This window comes from Marinococcus tarijensis, from assembly GCF_054971385.1.
Window position 1 is genome coordinate 1 of sequence record NZ_JBQOJA010000073.1, and the last position, 1,601, is coordinate 1,601.

A 1,601-nucleotide genomic window follows, 5' to 3' on the forward strand; every position below is an offset into this window, starting at 1 on the left:
TGATATGCTCCCCTTTAAGTAGACAGGTGAAATAAATCATCTGTTTTGCTTAGAGGGGAGCATTTTTTATGTCTTATCGAGGATATACAAACGAGCAGAAAATAGCGGTGATTCACGCTTTTCACCAACGAACGGAGAGTGTAGATGATTTTTGTGATCGTTGGGGCATTCGCGGAACAACGTTAAGAGACTGGATGGAGCGGTACGAACGCCATGGAGCCGAAGCACTAACGAAAGCGACCCAGTGGAAACGATATTCCCCGGAACGGAAACAAGAAGCTGTAGAGGCGTACCTGAACGATGGGATATCCCAGCGGGATATTATTTACATCTACGGCATTTCGAGTAGATCCGTGCTTCAAAGGTGGATTGTGCAGTATCATGAAGGGACCCTATCCAAGAAACGAGGAGGTTCCCCGATGACACACGCACGCTCCACCACCTGGCAGGAACGAATAACGATTGTCCAGGACTGCCTGGCCCAACAAAAAGATTACAGCCGTGTCGCCGAGCAGCATCATGTTTCCTATAATCAGGTATACCAATGGGTCCGGAAATATGAACAGGGCGGCTGGGAAGCCCTGGAGGACCGGCGCGGCCGCTCCCGGCCATCCCAAACGTTAACCAACGAAGAGCAAGCCAAACAGGAGAAACGGCGGATCGAGAAGGAAAACGAACAATTACGCATGGAGAATGCCTTTTTAAAAAAGCTCCAGGACATCGAAAGGAGGGATCGCTGACGCGGGTACGTTATGCGTCCCGGTTTCAAGCCATTCAGGAGCTGCAGGAGGAACAGGGGTTTCCGGTGCAGGCGTTGTGCCGGATCGCTGGGGTTTCCCGGGCGGCCTATTATAAATGGCGGAAACGCACCCCCACGGCGGAGGAAAAGCACAATGAGGCGCTGATGGTGCTCGTCCGTGAGGTACAGACCCGGGTGCGGGGCATTTATGGGTACCGGCGGATGGCCCAACACCTAACCCGGGAGCTGGGGCATCCGGTCAACCGGAAACGCCTGTATCGGCTCATGAAGATCTACGATCTTCAGGCCGTGATCCGGCGGAAGAAGAAACGTTCGCCGGCAGCTTCGCCCCAGCACGTGGAGGCAAACAAACTCAACCGGAACTTTCAGGCTTCGCAACCCAATGAGAAATGGCTGACGGACATCACGGAATTCGTGGACGCTACCGGACGAAAAGCGTTTCTCAGCACCGTATTCGATCTGTACGACAAGTCGATCGTTCATTATGAAATCAGCCCGCTTAATAATAATCAACTGGTCTTTCAGACGATGGAACAAGCTCTTCGAGCTTGTCCGGGCGCCCAGCCCATGATTCACAGCGACCGGGGCTTCCAGTATACCTCGCGGGGATTTAAGGCCATCGTGGAGGCCCACGGCCTGGACCACAGCATGTCGCGGGTGTCCCGGTGTCTGGATAACGGACCCATGGAAGGGTTTTTTGGCACGCTGAAATGCGAAGAATACTATCTGCCGGACTCGTTTTATGCCACCTATGAGGACCTGGTGAAAGCGATTCGTCGCTACATTCGGTTTTACAACCACCAACGATACCAGGAACATTTAAACGGCTTGACCCCGATAG

2 protein-coding genes are annotated in these 1,601 nt (G+C 53.1%); both read left to right on the forward strand.

Annotated elements, in window-relative coordinates:
- The first annotated feature begins 68 nt into the window (after nt 1–68).
- The gene (locus tag ACTTK7_RS17190) at nt 69–740 is read left to right on the forward strand and encodes a transposase (protein ID WP_462869323.1); all 672 of its coding nucleotides are present in this window, start codon (nt 69–71) and stop codon (nt 738–740) included.
- On the forward strand, nt 737–1,601 hold an 865-nt coding region (locus ACTTK7_RS17195), incomplete at its 3' end, for an IS3 family transposase (RefSeq protein ID WP_462869324.1). The genes ACTTK7_RS17190 and ACTTK7_RS17195, both read left to right, overlap by 4 nt.